We start from the raw sequence: 23,291 nt of genomic DNA on the forward strand, positions 1-23,291 counted from the left end.
GCGGATACGGGGGCGATACCGGCCGCGGGGGCGGCTCCGGACGCGGGGGATGCGGGGGACAAGGGGGCCGCGGGCCCCGCCGGGGCGTCCCGATGACCCCCCGTACGGCCCTGCGCGACCCCAAGCAGGACCGCAGCCGCGCCACCCGCAGGCGGCTGCTGGAGGCCGCCGTGTCCTGCCTCGCCGAGCGCGGCTGGGCCGGTTCCACGGTCGCGGTGGTCGCCGAGCGGGCCGGGGTGTCGCGGGGCGCGGCCCAGCACCACTTCCCGACCCGTGAGGACCTCTTCACGGCCGCCGTCGAGCATGTCGCCGAGGAGCGCTCGGCGGAGCTGCGTGCCCTCCCCGCCCCGCACGGGGAGGGCCGCGTCCCCGCGGTGGTCGAGGCGCTGGTCACCCTCTACACCGGCCCGCTCTTCCGGGCCGCCCTCCAGCTATGGGTGGCGGCTTCGTACGAGGAGCAGTTGGGCGCCCGGGTGGCCGCCCTGGAGACGAAGATCGGCCGGGAGACGCATCGGATGGCGGTGGAGCTGCTGGGCGCCGACGAGTCCGTGCCGGGCGTCCGGGAGGCCGTCCAGGGCCTGCTCGACATGGGACGGGGCCTCGGCCTGGCCAACCTGCTGACGGACGACGGCCACCGCCGGGAGCGGGTGGTGGCCCAGTGGTCGCGGATCCTGGAGGGGATCCTGACCCCGGAGGACCCGGACGACCGTCCGGCCGACGACCGTCCCGCCAGCGACCGCCCGGCCCACGACCGTCCCGTCGACGACCACCCGGCCGACGACCACCCGGCCGACGACCACTCCGCCCCTGCCGCCTCCTGACCTACCGCGAGGCGGTGTCCCCGTAGCCGTCGACGTCGTGCGGGCTGCGCGCGCCGGGGCCGACGTACCGGGCCGACGGCCGCACCAGACGGCCGGTCCGCTTCTGCTCCAGGATGTGCGCGCTCCAGCCCGCCGTACGGGCGCAGGTGAACATCGAGGTGAACATGGGCGCCGGGACCTCGGCGAAGTCCAGCACGATGGCCGCCCAGAACTCCACGTTCGTCGCCAGCACCCGGTCCGGCCTGCGGTTGTGCAACTCGTCCAGGGCGGCCCGCTCCAGCGCCTCGGCGACCTCGAAGCGCGGTGCGCCCAGCTCCTTGGCGGTGCGCCGCAGCACCCGCGCCCGCGGGTCCTCGGCGCGGTAGACCCGGTGGCCGAAGCCCATCAGCCGCTCGCCCCGGTCCAGGGCCTGCTTGACGTAGCGGGTGGCGTCCCCGGTGCGCTCGATCTCCTCGATCATGCCGAGCACCCGGGAGGGCGCGCCGCCGTGCAGCGGCCCCGACATGGCGCCCACCGCGCCGGAGAGCGCGGCGGCCACATCGGCGCCGGTGGAGGCGATGACGCGGGCGGTGAAGGTGGAGGCGTTCATCCCGTGCTCGGCCGCCGAGGTCCAGTACGCGTCGACGGCGGCCACGTGCTTGGGGTCCGGCTCACCGCGCCAGCGCCGCATGAAGCGCTCCACGATGGTTCCGGCCTTGTCGATCTCCCGCTGCGGCACCATCGGCCTCCCTTGGCCGCGGGCCGACTGGGCCACGTAGGACAGGGCCATCACCGCCGCGCGCGCCAGGTCCTCACGGGCCTGCTCCGCGTCGATGTCCAGCAGCGGTTTGAGGCCCCAGACGGGCGCGAGCATGGCCAGCGCGGACTGCACATCGACCCGGACGTCCCCGGAGTGGACCGGGATGGGGAACGGCTCGGCGGCCGGCAGCCCCGGGTTGAAGGCGCCGTCGACCAGCAGACCCCAGACGTTCCCGAAGGAGACATGGCCCACCAGGTCCTCGATGTCCACGCCTCGGTAGCGGAGCGCGCCGCCTTCCTTGTCGGGTTCGGCGATCTCCGTCTCGAACGCGACGACTCCCTCGAGTCCGGGTACGAAGTCGGACATCAGGCGGCTCCTCATTGCGGGACGACGGTCGGCGGCGGACGGTGCCGGAACGGTTACGCGGCCGCCTGACACGGCTCGCGGTCCGTACCGGTCACTCCGTGATGTGCCCCGTGCGGGTGGTGGTCACCCAACCGTGGCGGGGAGTGACCTCCGGGACACGGGGGTGGTGCCTGCCCAGGCGCCGAACAGGCGCGTGGTCCGCTCAGTCTGGTGCGTGCGGTGCCCGTGGGGAAGCGTGAGAAGCGGCACATCCCCTCCGTGTCGCGGGAGGGTTACGGGATGCCGGGGCGGGGGAGGGAGAGCGCTCTTCCGGGGCCGCCCGTGCGACGGACCGATGATGTTGCAAGATATGCCCGTGCCTCACGTTGACTCGGAGCCCTCGGCTTCCTCCGCGCGTACGTACGACCCGGCCGCCATGCGCGAGCACTACCGCGCGGCCGGCTTCGGCGAGGCGGACCTGGCGGGTGATCCGTTCCGGCAGTTCACCCGGTGGTTCGAGGACGCCGTCGGCAGCGGGCTCTTCGAACCGAACGCCATGGTCGTCTCGACGGCCGACGCGCGGGGCCGCCCCAGCTCCCGCACGGTCCTGATGAAGAGCTTCGACGAGCGCGGCTTCGTCTTCTACACCAACTACGGCTCCCGCAAGGGCCGTGAGCTGGGCGAGAACCCGCATGTCGCCCTGCTCTTCCCCTGGCACCCCATCGCCCGGCAGGTGATCGTGACGGGCACCGCGCGGCGCACCGGACGTGACGAGACGGCGGCGTACTTCCGCACCCGGCCGCACGGCTCGCAACTGGGGGCGTGGGCGAGTTCGCAGTCCACGGTGGTGGGCTCGCGGGAGGAGCTGGACCGCTCGTACGAGGAGCTGGCGGACCGCTATCCGCCGGGCGAGCAGGTGCCGGTGCCGCCGGAGTGGGGCGGGTTCCGGGTGGTGCCGGAGGCGGTGGAGTTCTGGCAGGGCCGGGAGAACCGGCTGCACGACCGGCTGCGGTACGTCCGGCTGCCCGAGGAGGAGGGCGGCTGGCGGGTGGAGCGGCTGTACCCGTAGAACGCCCTGGGAACGCGGACAACCCGCGGGTCTGTCCCCTGACGCCCTGAGGCGGAAGGGGGCCGGTCGGACGTACCGGCGACCCGCGGGTCGGGTGACTGCTTGGGATTGGCCGGCTGCGCACCTCAGGTGCGCCAGTCCGGCGAATGCGCTGAGCGCGACGACGGACTGCTAGCCCGCAGTCACCTCACGCGTCCGGATTTCATACATCTGCCGAACCACCTCCCTTCTCGTGTACCGACACCCTAAGAACCCCCTCCTGCCACACACAAGCGAATTTCCGTGAGGCAACGATTTCGACGAATGCGGTGTGGCGCGTGTCACGTTCGAGTTCAATGTCCGACGTGCCCCACCACAGACAGCCACGTCCAGCAAGGGGTGTCAGGTGAGCGCTTCACAACGTTCCGAACCCGCACGTCCAGCGCGTTCCGCCCGGTCCTCGCGGGGGGTCCCGGGACAGCCGGGCGCGGCCCCGCCGGCGTCCGGCCACCCCGACCGCCCGGACGGCCCCGAGCGGCCCGACTCCGAACTGCTCGCCGCGCTGCTCGACGGGATGGACGCCGCCCTGTGCGCGTTCGACGCCGACGGCACGGTGACCCACTGGAACCACGAGGCCGAGCGCATCCTCGGGTGGACGGCGGCGGAGGCGGTCGGCCGCAAGGGGCTGGGCGGCTGGGCGGTCCGCCCGGGGGACGCCCGGGACGTCGAGGCGCGCCTTACGGAGGCCATGGGCACCACGGGACGCCGGGTGCACGAGTTCGCGCTGCTGACCAAGGACGGCGGCCGGGTTCTGGTCCGTACGCAGTCCTCGGGGGTGCCGGGCGCGGACGGCCGCCCGGCCGGGGTGTACTGCGCCTTCAGCGAGGTGCACGCCCAGGTCGACCTGGAGCGGTCGATCGCGCTGAGCGAGGCGCTGCTGGACGACGCGTCGTGGAACGTGGTCCTGGTCGACGCGGATCTGCGGGTGGCCGTCGTCAACGCCAGCGCGGCGGGCGCGCTGCGCACCGCCCGTAAGGCCGCGCCCGGCCGGCCGCTGGGCGACTTCCTGGACCAGGGCGTGGAGGAGGCGGAGGCCGCGCTCCAGCACGTCCTGGCGGAGGGAGCGCCCCCGGCGCCCACCGAGCTGTGGGTGACGCTGCGGGACGCCGACGCCGACGCGGCGGACGGCCTCGAGGGCGCGGAGGGCGTGCGCTACGAACTGCTCGACGACGACGAGGCGGTGCGCGGCGAGGGCACCGACCGCGGCGAGACCGGGGCGGCGGCGCGGCGCCGCTGCTGGCGCAGCGGCTTCCTCCGGCTGGCCTCACCGCTCACCGAGGAACCGGCGCCGCTCGGGGTGGCCTGGATCTTCCAGGACGTGACGGAGGTGAAGGGCCAGGAGCAGGAGGGCGCCCGGATGCGCTTCCGGGGCAACCAACTGCACCGGGCGGCGCGGGCGGCGGCCGAATGCGAGGACCCGATGGAGGCGGCCTCGGTCCACCTGGACTTCGCGCTGGCGGGCTTCGCCGACCACGCCCTGATCGACCTGGTCCTGGACCCGCCGCCGGGCGCCCCGGCGGACCGGATCCGGCTGGTCCGGGCGGCGGCCACGCCCACCGGCGCCCCCGGCCCCTGCCCGCCCGTCGTCCCGGGCGGCATCCCGCTGGCCTACCCGGAGGGCCATCCGGCGCTCCAGGCGGTCGAGCGCTGCGGTTCGGTACGGGCGAGCGCGAGACGCTCGGGCGAGTCGGGGGCGGCCCAGTGGGCGGCGGCCCGCAAATGGCCGGAGGGCGCGGTGCACGGCCTGTGCGCGGTGCTGCGCAGCCGCGGCCGCACCCTCGGCGTGGTCACCTTCCTGCGCACCTCCAGCCGCCGGGCCTTCGACCGGACGGACGCGACGTACGCGGAGGACGTCGCGGCCCGGGTCGCCGCCTCGGTGGACTTGGCCGTACGCAGCGGCTGACACCGCACGGGGGAGCGGCCGCGACGGAAGGCGCCGTACCGGGGCAGCCGTACCGGCGACCGCCGCCCACGGAGGGGCGGGGCCGACCGGTAGCGGCTCACCGCCGGAGGAGGACCGCCACGGGTAGGAGCTCACCGGGAGGAGCCCACCGGCCGGGAGGAGCTCACCGCGAGGGGCCACCGCCGGGAGGAGCTCACTGCCGGTAGGGCCTCATCGGGAGGAGCCCACCGGCCGTAAGAGCTCACCACGGGAAGATGCCCCCGATAAGGTCCCCACCGCCGGTACAGGCCCCCGGCAAGGTCTCACCGGCGGTAGAAGATCCGGTCCCCGTACTCCGTCATCACCTTACGGTTCCACTCGTGTCCGCCGTCCACGTTCCCCGACCTCAGCATGGGCGGCTCGATCCCGCGCTCGGCCAGCTCCCCGATCCCGGCCGCCACCATGGACTGCATGATCGCGCTCGTCACGACGGTGGACGCGGGCGCGAAGGGCGCGCCGACGCCGTCCGCCGTGAGTTCCGCGTCCCCGATCGCGATCTTGTTGTCGACGACCAGATCGCAGTGGTCCTTGAGGAAGCCGCCGGAAGGATTGCGCGAGGTCGTGCCGGTCGCGTAGCCGACCGAGGTCACCCCGATCACCTTGACGCCGCGCTCGCGCGCGCTCATGGCCATCTCCACGGGCAGGGCGTTGCGCCCGGACAGCGAGATCACGATCAGCAGGTCCCCGGCCTGGAGCGGGCTGCTGTCGAGGACGGTCGTGGCGAGCCCGTCGACGCGTTCGAGCGCGCTGCCCAGGGTGGCGGGGACGACGTCCACGCCCACCGCCCCCGGCACCGGCAGCAGGTTCATCAGCGCGAGCCCGCCCGCGCGGTAGACGACGTCCTGCGCGGGCAGGGAGGAGTGCCCGGCGCCGAACGTGAAGAGGCGGCCGCCCGCGGCGACGGTATCGGCGATCAGGGTGCCCGCCGCGGCGATATGCTCACCCTCCTCGTCCCGCACCTGCCGCAGCAGGCCGATGGCCGCGTCGAAGAATTGCCCGGCCGGCTTGGATTCGCTCATCAACGCGTCGCCTTCCCTGTGGGGGGTTTCGATCATGACGCTGTGAATAGCAGCCCGGTCCCTTGCGGCGGAAGGGGCCGACTCGGCCCCGTTGTCGGTGGGATGCGTCAGAATTGGTTGAGGGCCACCGCACGACACTTCGAGGGGCACGCATGTCCGGACTGATCGACACCACGGAGATGTATCTCCGCACCATCCTCGAGCTCGAGGAGGAGGGCGTGGTCCCCATGCGCGCCCGGATCGCTGAGCGGCTCGAGCAGAGCGGTCCGACGGTCAGCCAGACGGTGGCGCGGATGGAGCGCGACGGGCTGGTCACGGTCGCGGGCGACCGTCATCTGGAGTTGACCGAGGAGGGCCGCCGGCTGGCCACGCGCGTGATGCGCAAGCACCGGCTCGCGGAGTGCCTGCTCGTGGATGTGATCGGGCTGGAGTGGGAGCAGGTCCACGCCGAGGCGTGCCGCTGGGAGCATGTGATGAGCGAGGCGGTGGAGCGGCGGGTGCTGGAGCTGCTCCGCCATCCGACCGAGTCGCCGTACGGAAACCCGATTCCGGGCCTGGAGGAGCTGGGCGAGAAGGCCGAGGCCGATCCGTTCCTGGACGAGTCCATGGTGAGCCTGCGTGAGCTGGAGCCGGGCTCGGAGGGCAAGACGGTGGTGGTGCGCCGCATCGGCGAGCCGATCCAGGCCGACGCCCAGGTGATGTACACGCTGCGGCGGGCCGGGGTGCAGCCGGGCTCCGTGGTGAGCGTCACCGAGTCGGCGGGCGGGGTGCTGGTCGGCAGCAGCGGTGAGGCGGCGGAGCTGGAGGCGGAGATCGCCTCGCATGTCTTCGTGGCCAAGCGCTGACGCAAGCGCTGACGCTTGTGGTCGAGCGCCGACCCTCGGGGTCAAGCGCCGACCCGGGCCCGGTGCGAGCGTCTCTCCGCCCCTCCCTGACCCCGCCCCCCTGTTCCGGCTCTTCCCGCTCTTCCAGCCCCCGGCGCGCGGACGCCCCGCCCCGGTCCGCCCCTGACCTCGCTTCCCAACAGCGCGCGAACACACCCCCGCACCACCTTCCGCGCCTCGACACGCTGACCGATACACCCGGTTCACGTCATTCGGCCGTCACGACCTGCGACGACGGATTTTCCCGATACCGGAGTCGGCAGAAACCGAGCGGGCCGGGCCGCCGCGTGCGACGCTGTCGCTGACGCTCGGATCGTCAGGGGAGGGGGTCCGGTGGGCCCGATGGGCTGCGCCGCCGAGGGGATGTTCTTCAGCGAGGGCCCCGGTGCCGTCAGGTGCCGGGGCCCCGCTTCCCCATGTCCCCCCGCTGGGCCCCGGTCCGCACGGACCGCGCGAACGCGGCCGGTGCGACCCGGGGCCCTGGTGACCCGGAGCCCCGAGCTCCCAGGGTCGTCCCCCGCGGACTCCCTTCCCCGAGCAGTCCGCCTCCCGCTAGCTGTCTCCCCAGGGCGCAGACGATCAATCCCCGAGCATGGTCACTCGAACGAGGGGTGTTGGACGCCAACGCCCCCGTGTTCGAATACGAGTTCGATACTGTGAGGGTGTTCGAGAGAGGGTTGGAGGTGCCAGACCACATGGTGCGACGCATCGAAGTGAGCGGGGCCGGCGGCGTGCGGCTCGCCGCCTGGGAGTTCACCGATCCGCCCAAGGCAGGCGCTGGCCGCGAGGGAGCGCGGGGCCCCGGAGTGCTGTTGCTCCATGGGCTGCTGGGCCGGGCCGCCCACTGGGCGGAGACGGCCCGCTGGCTCTCCACCCGCTATCGGGCGGTCGCCCTCGACCAGCGCGGCCACGGCCGCAGCGAGAAGCCCGCCGAGGGGCCGTTCGACCGCTCCACCTATGTGGACGACGCCGAGGCGGCCGTGGAGCAGCTCGGCCTCGCCCCCGTGACCCTGATCGGCCATGCCATGGGCGCCCTCACCGCCTGGCAGCTCGCCGCCCGCCGCCCCGATCTGGTCCGGGCGCTGGTCATCTGCGATATGCGGGCCTCGGCCCTCGGCGCCGCATCGCAGCGCGAGTGGGCCGAGTGGTTCCGGTCCTGGCCGGTGCCCTTCGCGACGCTCGCCGATGTGCGCAAGTGGTTCGGTGAGGACGATCCGACGCTGGAGCGGCCGAATCCGCCCCGGGGCGACTTCTTCGCCGAGGTCATGGCCGAGCGCTCGGACGGCTGGCGCCCGGCCTTCTCCTGCCGCCAGATGCTGAAGGTCCGTGACACCTGGGTCCATGACGCCCATTGGGAGGAGCTCGCGCTGGTCGAGTGCCCCACCCTGGTCGTGCGCGGGCTGGACGGTGAGCTGGGCCGCGCCGAGGCGCAGGAGATGGTCCGCGTGCTGCCCCGGGGGCAGTATGCGGAGGTCGTGGACGCCGGCCATCTCGTCCACTACGACCAGCCGGACGGCTGGCGCCGTGCCGTGGAGCCCTTCCTGGCCTCGGTCCTGCCCGTTTAACGGCGCCGCGGTGCGCGAACCCGGTGATGCGGCGCCCGGTTCAGAACGTCCGGAACGTCGAGTTCAGGACGTCCCGTTCAGATCGCCCCGCTCAGAAACCTCCCGTTCAGAACGTCCAGACGAACGGCTCGCCGCCGATCTCCGTCCACATGACCTCGACCGACCTCGCCCGCGCAGGAATCAGGAAGGTGTTGCAGAGCAGATGGCTCTGCCCGCTCCTCCAGTTCTTGATCTCATCCGAGTCCGCGCACCCCTTGGGCCGCCCGGCAGCGCCCGTGACCTTCGCTCCCCGCCGACCGTCCGCGTACACCTCCGCGTAGTCCCCGACCCGCGGATACTCCTTCACCGTGGCCCCGCGCACATGGGTGTACTTCACATAGGCCACCGCGGGCACCTTGCCCTCGGCGTCCGCCGGGTTCGACACCAGCGCCTTCGCCTCGGCCGCCGTGCCGATGTCGACCTTCTGTGCCGCGATCCGGTAGGTGGGCTCGACCCCGGTGTCCTCCTTGAACGCACGCGTACCGGTCTGGCCCGGCTGGAGCGGCGGCTCACCGTCCGATCGCATACCGACCTTCTGCGCACCACTCTGGTGACCACCGGTGACACCCGAGCGGGAAGCGTGCCGTGCGTTCTCGGATGTATCGGCCTTTTCGCCGAATGGTCCGCACGCGGTCAGGGCGAGCGCCAGTACGGCAACGGGCGCGCCGGCACGCAGCCACGTTGTCTTGGTCGGTGGCAAGTGGAACTCCAATGCGGGAACGTGGCCTCATCGCGTTCGGGTGGGACCCCTTGAGCACGATCGACGGTTCGTCGATCCTACGAGCCCTCTACTCCCCTACAACAATGGGAAATTGACCAGTCATGGACAGGTGAAGGGAAGCACATGATCGGTGGCGACAGCACGGAACCGGAACCCGGCAAGGACTGGGCGGCATTTCAGTACGAGATCTATCTGAACGGGATGACCGGCGCCGTTCCCCGGCTTCCCGCCGACCTCACCCGGCTCGAGGAGCTGGCCGAGGCGCGGCTGGGGCCCGGGCCGGTGGGCTACGTGGCGGGCAGCGCGGGCAGCGGCAGCACCGAGCGGGCCAACCGGGCGGCGCTGGACCGGCATCGGATCGTGCCGCGGATGCTCCGTGACGTACGGCGGCGGAATCTGTCGGTCGAGCTGTTCGGCACCCGGCTGCCCGCGCCGCTCGCGCTCGCGCCGATCGGCGTGCTGTCGATCATGCACCCGGACGCCGAGTGCGCGGCGGCGCGGGCCGCCGCGGCGCAGGGCGTGCCGTTCATCCTCTCCTCCGCGTCCAGTACGCCGATGGAGCGGGTGGCGGAGGCGATGGGGGACGGTGAGCGGTGGTTCCAGCTCTACTGGGGCAAGGACCGCGAGGTCACCAGGAGCTTTCTGAGCCGGGCCAAGTCCTCTGGTTTCACCGCCCTGGTGGTCACCCTCGACACCCCGCTGCTGGCCTGGCGGCCGCGCGATCTCGACCAGGCATATCTGCCGTTCCTGCACGGTGTGGGCACCGCCAACTACTTCACCGATCCGGCGTTCCAGGCCGGGCTCGCCAAGCCGGTCCACGAGGACCGGGACGCCGCGGTGCTGCACTTCGTGCGGCTGTTCGGCGACCCCGGGAAGACGTGGGAGGACCTGGCGTTCCTGCGCGAGCACTGGGACGGCCCGATCGTGCTGAAGGGGGTGCTGCACCCCGACGACGCCCGCCGCGCGGCGGCCGCGGGGATGGACGGTGTCGTCGTGTCCAACCACGGCGGCCGCCAGGTGGGCGGCTCGATCGGGGCGGCCGACGCGCTGCGGGGGGTGGTGGAGGCGGTCGGCGACCGGCTGGCGGTGCTCTTCGACAGCGGAGTGCGCACCGGTGACGATGTGTTCAAGGCGCTCGCCCTCGGCGCCCGCGCGGTGCTGCTGGGGCGGCCGTACGCCTATGGGCTCGGGCTGGACGGGCAGTCGGGGGTGGAGCACGTGATCCGCGCCCTGCTGGCCGAGTTCGAGCTGACGCTGGCGCTGTCGGGCCATCCGGATGCCGCGGGGCTCACCCCGGAGGCGCTCGGCTGACAATTCCCTTCGGCTTTCAACTTGTCACCACCACCGATCCATCGGCGACTCGCCGAGGGGCCGTCGGGGTTTTACCGGGTCCTCAGCTTCCGGATTGACGGGTGCTACGCTCTTCCGCGCGCAATGAATTAACTGATCACGGGGGGTGGTCGCGTGAAGATCAAACGTAAAGCCTCGATGGTCGTGCTCTCGGCGGCGCTGATGCTGGGCGGTTCCGTCGCCCTGGCGCCAACGGCGTCGGCGGTGGGGTCATCGGCGTGTCAGTTCAATTCCCCGGATGTCAATTTCAAGGTCTCGACCAGTGGCGCGAGATTCCGCACCGGACCGGGAAAGCGGTACCGCGCTATAGGGACGCTTTACCGAGGGGATTCCTTCCGGTACTTCTGCCGCACCCGGGGCTTTGAGAACAGCTGGTCCTACGGAAAGATCCTCAAGCGGACCACGACCGGAATTCGCGCCGGGACCAGAGGCTGGGTGTACAGCAAGTACCTCGACTAGCCGGAACGTTACGGCAATTGGGGGCCCGGCGGTCGGGCGCGGAGGCTTCGTACGACGGCACGCGGCGGGGCCGGGGGCTCGCCCCCGGCCCCGCCGCTCGTGCCCGTGGCCGTGCCCGCGTCGTCACCCCTTGCTGACCGCCGCCAGGATCTCCGGCAGCCGCGCCGCGACCCGCGGCGCCGCCACCCGCAGGCCGGTCTCCGCGATCGCCGCGCCGTACACCGCGCCCAGCGGGAACACCACCCACAGCCAGCCGTGCGCCCCGGAGACATGCAGCCAGATCGTCAGGCCCAGCACCGGCGCGCACAGTACGGAACCCACGATCATCCCGCCGAAGATGCTGATCCAGGCGATCCCCGCCTGCGCCGGGACGACGTTCTTGTAGCCGCTGTCCTGCGGAATGGAGTACGGGGCCAGCACCGAGGTCATGGCGCCGGTCGCCAGCATCGAGCCGAGCAGCGCCAGGGCGATCCCGAGCGCCTCGGGGGCGGCCGACCAGTTCTTCAGGAAGGCGGCGCAGCCGAGCACCGCCACCGCCACGTACGGCACCGCGACGAGGAGCAGCGCCAGCGCACGGCCCCGCAGCTCCAGATAGGCGTCGCGGGGCGAGGAGATCGTCTGGGCGACCATCCAGAAGGCGGAGGTGTCCTGGCCGAACTGGTTGTACATCAGCATGCCGAGCATGCCCGACGCCCAGCAGGCCCAGTAGATCGAGCCGTTGCCCTGGGCCGCGGTGATGAAGGGCAGCAGCAGGCCGACGCCCAGCGAGGTGACCCATGCCGACTTGGTCTTGGGGTCCCGTACGGCATAGCGCAGCGTCCGCAGCAGCACCGTGCCGGTGCGGCCGGAGGGCAGCAGCCGGGCGAACGGGCCCGAGGCGTCCGGGGTGTCGGCCGCGCCGGGGGACCGCCGCTCGCGCGGCGCCGCCGCCTGGATCGTGGAGGAGTCCGGCGTGGTCATCAGATGGGTGAGGGTGCCCCGCCACCACCACATCAGCAGTGCCAACGCGGCCACCGTCAGCGCGAACTGAGCCGCGGCGACCCCGTAGGCGCCGTCGCTCACGCCCTGGACGGCGTCCACCGCCGCCGCGGGCGGCACCCAGCGCAGCACCGCGGCGGCCGGTTCCAGCACGGACAGGCCGTTCTTACCGCCGAGCTGCTGGGCCCCGAGGTTCACGAACTGCGCGCCGATCGCCACGAACAGACCGCTGAGCACCGCCATATCGCGGCCCTTACGGCTGGTGAGGAGGCGGGTGTTGGCCGTGGCGACGGCGCGGGCCAGCGCCACGCACACCAGCACGGTCAGCGCCACGGCCACGACGCCCGCCGCCGCGGCCGCCGCTCCGTGCGCGACGGCGATCGCCGAACCGGCCACCAGGGTCAGGGTGAACAGCGGGCCGATGCCGATCAGCGAGGACACCAGCAGCGCGGTGATCAGCGAGCGCGGCCGCAGCGGCAGCATCACCAGCCGGGTCGGGTCGAGGGTTTCGTCGCCGCCGGGGAAGAACAGCGGCATCACCGCCCAGCCGAGGGCGAGCACCGCCGTAAGGAGCGTGACCAGCGCGTCGACGTGGTGCGTGCCGCGCAGCAGCACCAGGCCGAGGAGTTGCAACACGGCGAACAGCATGGCCATCACCAGCGAGGTGAGGTACGCGGCCCGCCGGCCGCTGGACTGGCGCAGCCCGTTGCGCAGCAGCGCCAGCTTCAGCGAGACGAAGACGGGGGTGGGGGAGCCGGTGGGGACCGCGGGCGGTGCGGGCGCCGCGGTGCCGAGCGGACCCTTGGCGTCGAGCGGGTCGGTGAGCGTCATCGGGCGCCGCCGCCCAGCCAGTCGAGGCTCTGGCCCGCCTGGCGCCGGTTGGCTCCGACCAGTTCCAGGAAGGCGTCCTGCAGGGACGGCGCGTCGCCCCGCACCTCGGCCAGCGGGCCATGGGCCCGGATCCGCCCGCTCGCGATCACCGCCACCCAGTCGCACAGCGACTCCACCAGCTCCATGACGTGGCTGGAGAAGACCACGGTCGCGCCGGAGCGGGTGTAGCGCTCCAGGACGCCGCGGATGGTCTGGGCGGAGACCGGGTCGACGCCCTCGAAGGGCTCGTCGAGGAAGAGGACTTCGGGGTTGTGGAGCAGCGCGGCGGCCAGTCCGATCTTCTTCCGCATACCGGTGGAGTAGTCGATGACCAGCTTGCTCTGGGAGCCCGCGAGATCGAGGACGTCCAGGAGCTGGGTGGCGCGCCGGTCGACCTCCGCGCCGGGCAGCCCGCGCAGCCGCCCGGTGTAGGTGAGCAGCTCCCGGCCGGAGAGCCGCTCGAACATCCGCAGCCCCTCGGGCAGCACCCCGATCCGCGCCTTGACCTCGACCGGGTCCCGCCAGACGTCATGGCCGCCGATCTCCACGGTCCCCTTGTCGGGGCGCAGCAGGCCGGTGATCATCGAAAGCGTGGTGGTCTTACCGGCGCCGTTGGGTCCGACGAGTCCGATGAACTGCCCGGAGGGCAGCTCCAGATCGATTCCGGCGACCGCGACCTGCTCCCCGTAACGCTTCCACAGGCCGCTCACCCGCACGGCGGCGGCCCGGGACGACTGTGGCTGTGTGCTGTCTGCTGCTTGATCCTGCGGCACCGGCTTACCCCGTTTCCCTGTGAGACGTGTCCCACCGACGTATCACGCGGGGGCCGGTCACGACGCCCCCGCCGTCGCTCCACGATAGGGGCCGTGCCGGGGAGCCCTCCGGAGTGTCAGCGGCGCTCGCGGCCGCAGGCGTAGGCCAGGGCGCTCACCAGCTCCTCCGCGTCGGGCAGCCAGCGGTTGGCGGCGGTGGGCCGCCGGGCCCACTGGATCGGGCCGCGCAGCCCCACCCGGGTCGGCGGCGCGACCACATAGTCGCCCTCGCCGCGGGCGGTCAGGTCGATCGCGTTCGGCGGCCAGCCCAGATTCCGCACCAGATCGGGGACCTTGGCGGCGGCTCCCGGGAGGACGAAGAAGAGCATCCGGCGCCCGGGGGTGGAGGTGACCGGGCCCAGCTCGACCTGGCGGCGCTCCATGCGGGCGAGCGCCAGACAGCCCGCGGACTCCGGGACGTCGAGCGCGTCGAAGGTGCGGCCGGTGGGCAGCAGGATGGAGGCGCGCGGCGTCCTGGCCCACATGCGGCGGACCACGACCGCGCTGCCGGTGGCCTGGTTCACCCAGTCCCGGCCGGTCGGATGGGCGCCGGGGGCCGGGCAGTCGGCGGTTTCGCAGGAGCAGCGCTCCACCCCGTCCACGGCCTCGAGCCAGGCGCCGGAGAGCACGTCCCAATGTCGCTCCTCGGCGTACCGCACCGCCGCGTCGCGCAGTCGCTCCCCGCGCTGCTGAGGGATCTGCGAGGTTCCCGCGGGGAACCGCGATGGTCCTGTCACGTCCATGGTCTCTTCCACGCACAGGACAACTTCCGCCGTCAACGAGGGTTACGGCCGGGCCCCCGCACGGGCGGCGCCGTCGGGGGTCCGGGGTGCGCGGCGACGGCACGGCGGGGCGCATGGGTGCACGGGCGGGGGCGCGTGTGGGGTTGCGGCTGTGTAAGCGGGTAGCCACCATGCGTGACGGGCGTGCGAGTGTCCGGCGGCCATGCCGCAGCGCCAGGGGGAGGGCGGTCCCGGACTCGGATCGGCGCCGTACGCGAACGATGCGGTCAATACGGGCAAGTTCCGCATTCGCCGTATACCTGCGATATCTGCGGGGCATCACTCAGCAACAGGGACGGATACGCCGAGAACGCAAGCAGTCACTGGGGGTAATGCCATGGCCGCTAGGCCGCTCGTGGCGCGGCAGCCGAACGAACGGCTGCAGGCGCTCATCCAGGAAGCCGGCTGCTCCAACGCCGGGTTGGCGCGCAGGGTCAATATGTGCGGCGCCGAGCACGGTCTCGATCTGCGGTACGACAAGACGTCGGTGGCCCGTTGGCTGCGTGGTCAGCAGCCCCGGGGCCGGGCGCCGGGCATCATCGCCGAGGCGCTCGGCCGCAAGCTCGGCCGTACGGTCACGATCGACGAGATCGGCATGGCCAACGGCAAGAACCTCGCCTCCGGGGTCGGTCTGCAGTTCTCGCCCACCGTCCTCGGCGCGATAGAGCAGGTCTGCGAGTTGTGGCGCAGCGATGTGGGGCGCCGCGACTTCCTCAGCGGCTCGACGGTCGCCGCCTCCGCGCTGGTCGAGCCCAGCCGCGACTGGCTGATCACCGGTGCGGACGCCCAGGTGGCGCGCACCGCGGGCGCCCGGGTGGGGCGGTCCGACGTGGCGGCGGTGCGGGCCACGACGGACGCGCTCGTCGACCTGGACCACCGCTACGGCAGCGGCCATGTGCGCCCCGTCGTCGTCCACTATCTGAACAGCGTGGTCTCCGGGCTGCTGGCCGGCTCGTACACCGAGGCGATCGGCCGCGAACTGTTCGCGGCCGTCGCGCGGTTGACCGAGCTGGCGGGCTATATGGCGGTCGACACCGGGCAGTCCGGCCTCGCCCAGCGCTACTACATCCAGGCGCTGCGGCTCGCCCAGGCCGCCGGGGACCGGGGCTACGGCGGCTATGTGCTCGCCGCCAGCATGAGCCATCTCGCCGCCCAACTGGGCAATCCGCGAGAGATCGCCCAGTTGGCGAAGGCGGCGCAGGAGGGCGCGCGGGGCCAGGTGCCGCCGCGTGCCGAATCGATGTTCCTGGCGGCCGAGGCGCGCGGCCACGCCCTGATGGGGGACGCGCGGGCCTGCCAGTCCGCGGCCGGGCGGGCGCTGGACGCCATGGAGCGGGCGGTGGGCAGCGGTTCGGGCTCCGTCACGGGCGACGAACCCATCTGGATCCGCCACTTCGACCATGCCTATCTCGCCGATGAGCTGGCCCACTGTCACCGCGACCTGGGCCAGGCCGAGCAGGCCCGGCGGCGCGCCGAGGAGGCCCTGGAGGGGCATCCGGAGGGGCGGGTGCGGCGGCGGGCGATCGGGCTGCTGCTGCTGGCCACCGCGCATGTGCAGCAGCGCGAGGTGGAGCAGGCGTGCCATGTGGGCGCCCAGGCGGTGGATCTGCTGGGCACGCTGCGGTCCAACCGGGGCGCGGAGTATCTGGACGACTTCCAGCAGCGCTTGGAGCCGTACCGGGACGAGCCGGTGGTGCGGGAGTTCGGGGCGCGGCTCCAGATGCAGGTGGCCTGAGATCCGGCCAGAGATTCGGCCAGAGATCCGGTCAGGGATTCGCCCTGGGATTCCGCCGGGTGCGGGTGCGTTGTGGGGCGTTGCGTGGTGTGGGTGCTACGGGTGCGTTGTGTTGTGGTGGCTGATGCGCGTGTGTTGAGGCATGGGTGTTGTGGAGTGTGTTGCGTTGTGTTTACCGCGGGTGCGGATGGGGTTCATATCGCCCCCGATCGTGGCGATGTGCCCCATGTCGCGGTGACCAGTCTCTCTCCGTCCCGATGGGCTCATGGGCACCGCGCCCTCTGGGGAACCGGTAGCGTGACCCGACGATTCCGTCGTTCCGTATAACCAAGGAGTCCCGGTGACGCAGAGCGGTCAGGGGAATGAGCCGCGGCTTCCCGCGGTCCCGCCCGCGCAGCCTGTGCGCGAGGGGGTTGTGCTGCCTGCCCAGGGGGACTACAGGCCCTCGGACGCCCAGCAGGGGGCCCCGGCCGGGGGACAGGCGTGGGGGCAGCCTTGGGGGCCGCAGAGCGCTCCGGAACCGCCGCGGCAGGGCGAACTGCCGCCGCCGGGTGAGTTCGGCGCCCCGCCGCCACAGGGGGAGCTGCCTCCGCAGGCCGGGTTCGGCGCACCGCCGCCGCCCGAGGCGCAGCCGTACGGGCAGCAGCAGGGCTGGACGGCCCCGGAGAGACCGGCCCAGCCGCCACACACCGCCCAGCCGCCGCACGCCGCCCAGCAGCCGCCGCACAACGCGCCGTCGCCGCACCAGCCCCAGCAGCCGCCGTACCAGGCCGCCGACGAGACCCAGGTGTTGCCGCCGCAGCCTGCAGGGGACGCGGACGAGACCCAGGTCATACCCCCGGTCCCGGGTGAGGCCCCGCCGCCCCTGGACACCCCCACCACCACGCTCGCCCCGGTCAAGAGCGCGCCGCTGCCGCCCGAGAACCGGCCCGAGTCACCGGCCGAGTCCACCACCCAGCTCCGCGCCGTCCGCCCCGGCCGCCGGGGCGCCCACCGTCAGCAGCCCCCCGCGGCCCAGGCCGCGGAAGAGACCGCGGTGCTCCCGCCCACGCCCGCCGCGCCCGCGCCGATTCCGGAGCGGCCCGGCAGCGCCCCGTACGCGATCCGCCCCGGCCTTCCCGGGGACCGGCCGCCGCCCTCGGAGTTCGACGGTCTGTTCCGCGACAGCGGCGGTGGCGGCGGGGCCGATGAGACGCAGCAGCTTCCGCAGTTCGGCCCGGACGTTCCGCAACCGCCGTCCGGCCACCGGGATGGTGGCGGCGGTGGGCGGCGCCGGATGTCGCGGGGCATGCTCATCGGCGTCGTGGTGGTGGCGAGCTGCGCCGTCGCCGGGCTCGCCGCGGGAGCCGTGCTCAGTATGGGCGGCGACGACGACGGTAAGGACAACGCGACGCTGAGCAGCTCCTCGCCGAGCGCCGCGGAGTCGTCCAAGGCCGCCGACCCCGTCGAGACGCAGGCGAAGGCGCTGGACGCGCTGCTCGCCGACAGCAACAACAGCCGGGCGTCGGTGATCAAGGCCGTGGACAACATCAAGTCCTGCAAGGACCTGACCACCGCGGCATCGGATCTGCGGACCGCCGCGGGCCAGCGCAATGACCTGGTGACCCGGCTGGGCAAGCTCTCGGTGGACAAGCTGCCCGACCACGCGCGGCTGACCGCGTCGCTCACCAGGGCGTGGAAGTCCTCGGCGAGGGCCGACAACGAGTACGCGGCCTGGGCCGACCAGGTCGGCGGCAAGAAGGGCTGCCCCAAGGGCAAGGCCCGCCGTTCGCCCCGGGTCGGGGCGGCCGAGCGGGCGAGCGGCGAGGCGACCCAGGCCAAGAAGACGGCCTCGGGGCTGTGGAACCCGATCGCCTCCCAGTACGGCCTCACCTCGCGCCAGGCCACCGACCTGTGACCGGGCGGCCGGGGCGGCGGTGCCGCCGTCCCCGGCGCGGCCTGCCGGGACAGGGGCGGCTCAGTCCGCCGGGTGGTAGTGCTCCAGGATCTTGGACACGTTGACGAAGCCCTTGCGCACCGCCACCAGCCGGCCGTCCCGCACCATCTGGTAGGTGACGTCCGCGTTGACGATCCGCGAGTAGTTGGGCACGTGCAGGGTGTCGTCGTAGCCCCAGCGCAGCGTCGGCGTCAGCCCGCCGGTGTTGACCGCGTGGCCGTTGTCCAGCGCGTTGCGCACGGTGCGGGCGCTGATGTCGTCGGCGTGCAGGGACATCAGTACCGAGCGCAGCACCGTGTAGCCGATCCAGGTGGTCTGCGTACCGGGGTCGTCCGGATCGATGCGGTTGTCGTCGAAGGCGTACTTGTTGATGACCTTCTTCATGGGGTTCCAGCGCGGATCGTCCCCGGCCGGGTACCAGCCGGTGGCGTAGGTGCCCTCCAGGGGGCTGGAGGTGCCGCCGGTGGAGTCGATCAGGGACTGCCGGACGCCGCCGAGGATGGAGGCTATCCGTACCTTCGGATGGTTTTCCTGGACCCGGCGGAAGGAGTCGAAGAAGGTGCCGGTGCGGTTGCCGAGCGCCGCGGTGACGCAGGAGCTCCCCAGGGCCGCGCCCTGGTCGGCGGTGCCGAGGGAGCTGTCGGCGCCGACGCCCTCCAGGGCGGTGGCGGCCTGCTTGCTGTAGTCGCCCGCGTCCTCGGGGGCGCGGACGTCACGGGCGGCGGCGCGATTGCCCGCCCTGAGGCCGGTGTTGAGGAGCTGGGGGAGCTCGTCGCCCGCGATGGTGTCGGGGCGCACGAGCGCGGTGCGCTCGCAGCGGGAGGCCAGTTGGCGGCCGTTGCCCACCAGGAGGGCGGCCTGGCCGCCGTTGACCGGATAGGAGTACGGGCTGTCGAACTCCTCCTGCGTCAGCCCGTAGCCGCCTATGTAGGGGATGCCGGCGACCTCCAGCGGGGAGATGAAGGCCCGGCCGTACTGGCTGTACGAGCCGACGACCGCTACGGCCTTGTCCTCCTTGGCCCGCTGGGCGCAGCCGGCGGCCTGGACGGCGTCGTTGCGCTCGTTGCAGGTGACGACTTCGAGCTTGCGGCCGTGGATGCCACCGGAGTCGTTGACCCAGCGGGCAAATGCCTTCGCCATGGCGGGCATTCCCGGCATATTGGTCGCTTTGGTGCCCTCGGGGGCCCAGGTCATGACGGTGATGGCGTCGCTGTCGCTCTTGTTCGACAGCACCGCGCCGCAGCCGGACAGCAGCGACGCGCCGACCGCCGTACACAGTGCCGCCACGGCGGCTCGGAAGGGGCGGGAGGAAGGGCGTCGCCGTCCGGTCATGGCAAGCGAGCCTGTCGCTTCGCGAGGAACGCAGCCGCTATGACAAGACAAGGGATGGTGACGTAGAGGTGAACAGCGGGGGCCGATCCGTCTCTCTGTGTGAAGAACGTACGATCAGTGACTGTGCAAGGTTCGGAGAAGTCTTCCCGTCGCGCCCGTCGCTCGACCACCATGGGAGCCATGCCTGTCAATGACATGCCCTGGTGGCGCTGGCGCACCAATGTGCGCTCGGCGCTGCACATGCTCTCGGATCCCGTCTTCCAGCAGGAGTGCTGGCTGGCCGGCCAGCCTGGGTACGGGGATGTGACGGACGCCGTCTACCGGCTGGTCGAGGACACCTGGCTGGACAACTGGTCCGCCGAGAAGTACGTCGGGACGATCTTCCGCGACTCGCAGGAGGCGGCGCTGGTCGATGTCGCCGTGCTGCGGGTGCTGAGGATCATGCACCAGGTGGGCGCGGACGCCCCCGTCTCGGCGTACCTCGAGCACCATGGCTGGCCGGAGGCCGTACGGGCGGCCCGCGAGGCCCATGTGCGGCTGGCCACCAACGACGGCGAGGACCCGGACACCCCACCGCGCACCCTCGAAGTACTGGCGATCATGACGCAGGCGGTCTGAACGACGTCGCGGATGCGGGGAGCGGCCGCGGGTGTGGGACGCTATGGAGTCATGAGCGAGTCACATCCCGTCCCCGACCAGTACATCCTGACGCTGTCCTGCCCGGACAAGCAGGGCATCGTGCACGCCGTGTCGAGCTATCTGTTCATGACCGGCTGCAACATCGAGGACAGCCAGCAGTTCGGGGACCGTGACACCGGGCTCTTCTTCATGCGGGTGGCCTTCCGCGCCGTCTCGCCGGTGAAGGTGGAGGACCTGCGGGCCAGCTTCGCGGCGGTCGGCGAGTCCTTCCAGATGGACTGGGAGATCCACCGCGCCGACGAGAAGATGCGCATCCTGCTCATGGTCAGCAAGTTCGGGCACTGTCTGAACGACCTTCTCTTCCGGTCGCGGATCGGTGCGCTGCCGGTCGAGATCGCCGCGGTGGTCTCCAACCACACCGACTTCCAGGAGCTGGTCGGCTCCTACGGGATCCCGTTCCACCACATCCCCGTGACGAAGGACACCAAGCGGGAGGCCGAGGCCCGGCTGCTGGACCTGGTGCGCGCGGAGCACGTGGAACTGGTGGTCCTGGCCCGCTATATGCAGGTGCTCTCCGACGACCTGTGCAAGGCGCTGTCGGGCCGGATCATCAACATCCACCACAGCTTCCTGCCGAGCTTCAAGGGCGCCAAGCCGTACCACCAGGCGCATGCGCGCGGGGTCAAGCTGATCGGGGCCACCGCCCACTATGTGACCGCCGATCTGGACGAGGGCCCGATCATCGAGCAGGAGGTCGAGCGCGTCGGCCATGGGCTCACCCCGGACCAGCTGGTGGCGGTCGGCCGCGATGTGGAGTGCCAGGCGCTGGCCCGCGCCGTGAAGTGGCACAGCGAGCGCCGGGTGCTGCTCAACGGGCACCGGACGGTCGTCTTCGACTGACTCGGAGGGCTCGGTCAGAGGCGGGACAGGGACGCTGTGGCGAAGAGCACATCCCGGATCGCCTCGGTGTCGCCGGACAGGCCCGCCGCCGCCTCCTGCGGCGGTACATGCCCGGACGCCAGCAGGTAGAACGCCTCCTGGTCCAGCGCGATCGTCGCCACCGCCTCCTCCGGCGCGGCCATCGCCGCCGGGGAGTCCAGCGGGATGTACCAGTCGCCGCCACCCGTGCCCTCCACCTGGAGATGGAGCGTACGGCCCGGGGTGCCCGCCTCGACCAGCCGGCGGGGCGGGGACGCGAGCCCGGCCCGGCGCCGCTCGGCCAGCGTCCCCGGAAGCAGCCGGGCACACAGGTCGATCATGGCCTTGAGGTGGGCGGAGGCCGGTGGCTCATAGGGGTAGTCGATGGCCTCGGCGATGTCCCCGGCGTGCACCCAGCACTCCAGGGCACGGTCGAGGAACGCGTCGCGGATCGGCAGCGCGAAGTCCCCGTACGGCACATCGAGCTCCGCGACCCCGCGCCCGGCGAAGGACGCCGTACGGACCAGGGCATGGCCCTGCTCGCGCCACAACTCCCGTACCGCCCCGGGCGGACCGGCCCCGTACGCGGCGCCGGGCTCGTGGTGCCAGTACGCCTCCGTACGGGCCAGGGGCGAGCCGGGGGCGCCGGCGCCCATCGGGTCGGGGAGGCCGAGGGAGGCGGCGACGATGCCGTCCACGACCATCAGATGGCCGATCACCCCGGCGACGGTGGTGTCCCGGCCGGTGAGCCGCCGCCCGTCGAACCACTTGAGCCGCACCGGCGCACGCCACTCGGCCTCGCCCATGTCGCGCAGCAGCGCGTCCAGCCGGGCGGCCTCGGCGTCGTAGGCACCGGCCCAGCCGGGCATGGGTATCCGGGCCGGGCGGCGGCCCAGACAGCCCGCGAGCACCCGGGAGCGCAGCATCGGGTCGAGGTCCAGGCTGTGCTCGGTGTGCAGCAGCCCGACGGCGTCACGCAGCCGCAGCGCCTCCTCGGCGCAGGAGGGGCAGTGGTTGAGATGCGACTCGACGGCGGAGGTCTCCTCCTGCGAGCACGCGGTCAGCGCCCAGGCGCCGAGCAGCGAGCGGAGCAGATCGTGCGGAAGCGGATGCGCCGCGGAGGGCGTGGGCGCCGCCAGGGGTGCGGCCGGTGGGGCGGGCGTGGCCGCGGGTGCGGGGAGCAATGCGGAGGCGGGCGGTTCCGGGTGCGGACGCGGCTCCGGTTCTGGTTCCGGATTCGCTTCCGGGTCGGGGCCAAGGGTCGGTTCCGGTTCGGGGCCCAGAGCTGGTTCCGGTTCGGGGCCGGGGGTCGGTTCCGGTTCGGGACCCAGGGCTGGTTCCGGCTCTTGGCCAGGGCGCGGCTCGGGTATCGGTGTCGCTTCCGGTGCGGAGTCCGCGGCGGGTTCCGGGGTGGGTGCCGAATCGGGCTCCGGTGTCCATTCCGCCGCCGCCTCGTCCGCCGTGGGCGGGCGTGGGGCGGGGATGCCGCCGTCCAGGGCGCCCGGCCAGTGGCCGCTGTCCTCGGCGGCCGACCGCGGCGGCGGTATGCGTGGTGGCCCGGCGGGGTGGGACGGCGGATCCGCGTCGCTGCCCCGTCCGGGCCCGTCTCTCCCGTCCCTGGAGCCGCCGGAGCTCTCGCCGTAGGCGTCGTCGTACGGGTCCGGCCCGCCGCGCCCGGTCACAGCGCCCGTCCGTAGCCGGGAGGCGAGACCGCGCGGGGCGGCTGGACATGGGCCGTGGACAGCAGCTGGAGGCCCAGCCGGAGGCGGCGCCTGGCCTCGTCCTCCGTCACCCCGAGGGCGGCCGCGGCCTGGCGGTAGTCGCGGCGGTCGAAGTAGGCGAGCTCCAGGGCGGCGCGCAGCGGGGCGGGCATGGAGGTGACGATGTAGTCGGCGCGGGCGGCCACGGACGCCTCGTGGATCCGCTCCTCCAGGGCCTCGCTCGTGAGGGTGTCCTCGCGGGCCGAGGCGGTCTGTGACGTGCGGAGCCGGTGCACCGCCTGGCGCTGGGCGAGCATGGCGATCCAGGCGCGCAGCGAGCCCTGCTGGGGGTCGTACGCGTCCGGGTTCTCCCAGACGTAGCCGAAGACTTCCCTGGTGACGCGGTCGGCACCGGTCTCGTCCTCGAGGACCCGATGTGCCAAATTATGGACAAGTGAGGCAAATCGGTCGTAGAGCTCGGCGAGTGCGGCCGCTTCGCCGCGTGCCAGACGCTGTTGCATCCTGCGGTCCCAGCGGGGCGGTGCGTCATTCGTCATGCGGCCCCCATCCCGAGTTGTCCGGCCGGCCCTCCAGGCA

19 protein-coding genes and 1 pseudogene are annotated in these 23,291 nt (G+C 72.5%); 11 read left to right on the forward strand and 9 right to left on the reverse strand.

Going from position 1 to position 23,291, the window contains the following annotated elements; all coding sequences use genetic code 11:
* Window positions 1-92: 92 nt before the first annotated feature.
* Window positions 93-686, forward strand: a pseudogene (locus ACZ6TD_RS26960) (TetR/AcrR family transcriptional regulator); the annotation flags it as partial.
* Between the two features lie 136 nt (window positions 687-822).
* On the opposite strand, the gene ACZ6TD_RS26965 reads toward ACZ6TD_RS26960, so the two are convergent.
* Complete coding sequence (locus ACZ6TD_RS26965; protein WP_471342266.1) at window positions 823-1,926, reverse strand: citrate synthase 2; 1,104 nt, start codon at window positions 1,924-1,926, stop codon at window positions 823-825.
* Window positions 1,927-2,275: 349 nt separating this feature from the next.
* On the opposite strand from ACZ6TD_RS26965, the gene pdxH reads away from it, so the two are divergent.
* The gene (gene pdxH / locus ACZ6TD_RS26970) at window positions 2,276-2,974 is read left to right on the forward strand and encodes a pyridoxamine 5'-phosphate oxidase (RefSeq protein WP_471342269.1); all 699 of its coding nucleotides are present in this window, start codon (window positions 2,276-2,278) and stop codon (window positions 2,972-2,974) included.
* A 385-nt stretch (window positions 2,975-3,359) separates the two neighbouring features.
* Complete coding sequence (locus tag ACZ6TD_RS26975) at window positions 3,360-4,916, forward strand: PAS domain-containing protein (protein WP_471342271.1); 1,557 nt, start codon at window positions 3,360-3,362, stop codon at window positions 4,914-4,916.
* Window positions 4,917-5,218: 302 nt separating this feature from the next.
* Here ACZ6TD_RS26975 and ACZ6TD_RS26980 read toward each other — a convergent pair whose 3' ends face one another.
* Complete coding sequence (locus ACZ6TD_RS26980; protein ID WP_471342272.1) at window positions 5,219-5,974, reverse strand: SIS domain-containing protein; 756 nt, start codon at window positions 5,972-5,974, stop codon at window positions 5,219-5,221.
* Window positions 5,975-6,126: 152 nt separating this feature from the next.
* On the opposite strand from ACZ6TD_RS26980, the gene ACZ6TD_RS26985 reads away from it, so the two are divergent.
* Both ACZ6TD_RS26985 and ACZ6TD_RS26990 read left to right on the forward strand, forming a co-directional pair.
* The gene (locus tag ACZ6TD_RS26985) at window positions 6,127-6,819 is read left to right on the forward strand and encodes a metal-dependent transcriptional regulator (protein WP_037958355.1); all 693 of its coding nucleotides are present in this window, start codon (window positions 6,127-6,129) and stop codon (window positions 6,817-6,819) included.
* 734 nt (window positions 6,820-7,553) lie between these two features.
* Window positions 7,554-8,423, forward strand: coding sequence for an alpha/beta fold hydrolase (locus tag ACZ6TD_RS26990; protein WP_198273028.1), 870 nt, complete (start codon window positions 7,554-7,556; stop codon window positions 8,421-8,423).
* Window positions 8,424-8,529: 106 nt separating this feature from the next.
* Here ACZ6TD_RS26990 and ACZ6TD_RS26995 read toward each other — a convergent pair whose 3' ends face one another.
* Window positions 8,530-8,988 (reverse strand): hypothetical protein, encoded by a 459-nt coding sequence (locus ACZ6TD_RS26995; RefSeq protein ID WP_471342275.1) that lies wholly within the window; start codon window positions 8,986-8,988, stop codon window positions 8,530-8,532.
* A gap of 318 nt (window positions 8,989-9,306) precedes the next feature.
* Between ACZ6TD_RS26995 and ACZ6TD_RS27000 the strand changes: the two genes are divergently transcribed.
* On the forward strand, window positions 9,307-10,494 hold the full coding sequence (locus ACZ6TD_RS27000; protein ID WP_471342276.1) for a lactate 2-monooxygenase: 1,188 nt from the start codon (window positions 9,307-9,309) through the stop codon (window positions 10,492-10,494).
* Between the two features lie 153 nt (window positions 10,495-10,647).
* Entirely contained in the window at window positions 10,648-10,992 is a 345-nt protein-coding gene (locus tag ACZ6TD_RS27005; RefSeq protein ID WP_471342278.1) for an SH3 domain-containing protein, read from the forward strand.
* Between the two features lie 123 nt (window positions 10,993-11,115).
* Here ACZ6TD_RS27005 and ACZ6TD_RS27010 read toward each other — a convergent pair whose 3' ends face one another.
* The 3 genes from ACZ6TD_RS27010 to ACZ6TD_RS27020 form a co-directional block, all read right to left on the reverse strand.
* Window positions 11,116-12,801 (reverse strand): transporter, encoded by a 1,686-nt coding sequence (locus tag ACZ6TD_RS27010; RefSeq protein WP_471342279.1) that lies wholly within the window; start codon window positions 12,799-12,801, stop codon window positions 11,116-11,118.
* On the reverse strand, window positions 12,798-13,613 hold the full coding sequence (locus tag ACZ6TD_RS27015; RefSeq protein ID WP_471342281.1) for an ABC transporter ATP-binding protein: 816 nt from the start codon (window positions 13,611-13,613) through the stop codon (window positions 12,798-12,800). The genes ACZ6TD_RS27010 and ACZ6TD_RS27015 overlap by 4 nt, the downstream gene beginning before the upstream one ends.
* 116 nt (window positions 13,614-13,729) lie before the next feature.
* Window positions 13,730-14,395: a bifunctional DNA primase/polymerase gene (locus ACZ6TD_RS27020; protein WP_471342282.1), complete on the reverse strand. Its 666-nt coding sequence runs from the start codon at window positions 14,393-14,395 to the stop codon at window positions 13,730-13,732.
* 376 nt (window positions 14,396-14,771) lie between these two features.
* On the opposite strand from ACZ6TD_RS27020, the gene ACZ6TD_RS27025 reads away from it, so the two are divergent.
* Together ACZ6TD_RS27025 and ACZ6TD_RS27030 are read left to right on the forward strand one after the other, a co-directional pair.
* Window positions 14,772-16,169 carry a transcriptional regulator gene (locus tag ACZ6TD_RS27025; RefSeq protein WP_471342284.1) on the forward strand — a complete coding sequence of 466 codons (1,398 nt, stop codon included), beginning with the start codon at window positions 14,772-14,774 and terminating at the stop codon, window positions 16,167-16,169.
* A gap of 340 nt (window positions 16,170-16,509) precedes the next feature.
* A complete protein-coding gene (locus tag ACZ6TD_RS27030; RefSeq protein WP_471342286.1) occupies window positions 16,510-18,066 on the forward strand; it encodes a hypothetical protein in 1,557 nt (518 codons plus the stop codon).
* A 60-nt stretch (window positions 18,067-18,126) separates the two neighbouring features.
* Here ACZ6TD_RS27030 and ACZ6TD_RS27035 read toward each other — a convergent pair whose 3' ends face one another.
* Window positions 18,127-19,437: an ABC transporter substrate-binding protein gene (locus ACZ6TD_RS27035; RefSeq protein ID WP_471342288.1), complete on the reverse strand. Its 1,311-nt coding sequence runs from the start codon at window positions 19,435-19,437 to the stop codon at window positions 18,127-18,129.
* A gap of 171 nt (window positions 19,438-19,608) precedes the next feature.
* Here ACZ6TD_RS27035 and ACZ6TD_RS27040 point away from each other — a divergent pair, with 171 nt between their 5' ends.
* Together ACZ6TD_RS27040 and purU are read left to right on the forward strand one after the other, a co-directional pair.
* Window positions 19,609-20,055 (forward strand): SCO4402 family protein, encoded by a 447-nt coding sequence (locus ACZ6TD_RS27040; protein WP_223864866.1) that lies wholly within the window; start codon window positions 19,609-19,611, stop codon window positions 20,053-20,055.
* A 51-nt stretch (window positions 20,056-20,106) separates the two neighbouring features.
* The gene (gene purU / locus ACZ6TD_RS27045) at window positions 20,107-20,976 is read left to right on the forward strand and encodes a formyltetrahydrofolate deformylase (RefSeq protein ID WP_471342290.1); all 870 of its coding nucleotides are present in this window, start codon (window positions 20,107-20,109) and stop codon (window positions 20,974-20,976) included.
* A gap of 14 nt (window positions 20,977-20,990) precedes the next feature.
* Here the strand turns inward: purU and ACZ6TD_RS27050 are convergent, their stop codons facing one another.
* Together ACZ6TD_RS27050 and ACZ6TD_RS27055 are read right to left on the reverse strand one after the other, a co-directional pair.
* Window positions 20,991-22,676: a zf-HC2 domain-containing protein gene (locus ACZ6TD_RS27050; RefSeq protein WP_471342292.1), complete on the reverse strand. Its 1,686-nt coding sequence runs from the start codon at window positions 22,674-22,676 to the stop codon at window positions 20,991-20,993.
* The gene (locus ACZ6TD_RS27055; RefSeq protein ID WP_471342293.1) at window positions 22,673-23,251 is read right to left on the reverse strand and encodes a sigma-70 family RNA polymerase sigma factor; all 579 of its coding nucleotides are present in this window, start codon (window positions 23,249-23,251) and stop codon (window positions 22,673-22,675) included. The genes ACZ6TD_RS27050 and ACZ6TD_RS27055 overlap by 4 nt, the downstream gene beginning before the upstream one ends.
* Between the last annotated feature and the right edge of the window lie 40 nt (window positions 23,252-23,291).

The organism is Streptomyces yongxingensis, from assembly GCF_055597465.1.